Annotated in this window: 2 protein-coding genes; both read left to right on the forward strand. The window is 59.3% G+C overall.

The genetic code is table 11. The features are described 5' to 3' along the window. Positions 1 to 179: 179 nt before the first annotated feature. Entirely contained in the window at positions 180 to 362 is a 183-nt protein-coding gene (locus AACY52_RS29245) for a type II toxin-antitoxin system HicA family toxin (RefSeq protein WP_185867593.1), read from the forward strand. Between the two features lie 25 nt (positions 363 to 387). Then, positions 388 to 622, forward strand: a 235-nt coding sequence (locus tag AACY52_RS29250) for a type II toxin-antitoxin system HicB family antitoxin (protein WP_339561208.1), incomplete at its 3' end; no start/stop codon positions are given.

Here is a 622-nt window from a genome sequence, read left to right on the forward strand (position 1 = left end):
ACCATGCTCGGCGAACGACGATATTGCGCCACCATAGACTTGTTTACGCCCGCGGTCCCGGTGCGGAACATAGCGGGAATTGCGGCAACCATCCATAGCCCGAAACATTTCAGCATATTGCGCATGTATTTGCGCAAAAGCGATTGACCGACCTCCGCATGATGTGTATATATTTGCGCATGGAACGGGACAGCAAGAAAATCGTCAAGCGGCTGGTGACGGAAGGGTTCGATCTCGTGTCGGTCAAGGGCTCGCACCACAAATTCCGCAAGGGCGATATCACGGTGATCGTCCCGCACCCGAAGAAAGACCTGCCGCTGGGCACCGCCCGCAGCATCGCGAAAATGGCGGGGTGGGTGTGATCCCCCGCCCCCTGGGAGTAAGACTATGAAGTATTTCTACGCCATCGTGCACAAGGATGAAGACAGCGCCTTCGGCGTCACCTTCCCCGATCTTCCGGGCTGTTTCTCGGCAGCGGATGAGATCGGCGAGGTTCTGCCCAATGCCTGCGATGCGCTCGCCTTATGGTTCGAGGATGCCGCCGAGGTCGCGCCGCTCCCGCTCGATCAGATCCAGGCGCTTGCCGCCGACGATCTGCGCGATGGCGCGTTCATCATCGCGG

The sequence above is a fragment of the Pseudomonas sp. EA_65y_Pfl1_P113 genome, assembly GCF_963970525.1.
Lineage (GTDB): Bacteria > Pseudomonadota > Gammaproteobacteria > Pseudomonadales > Pseudomonadaceae > Aquipseudomonas > Aquipseudomonas tritici.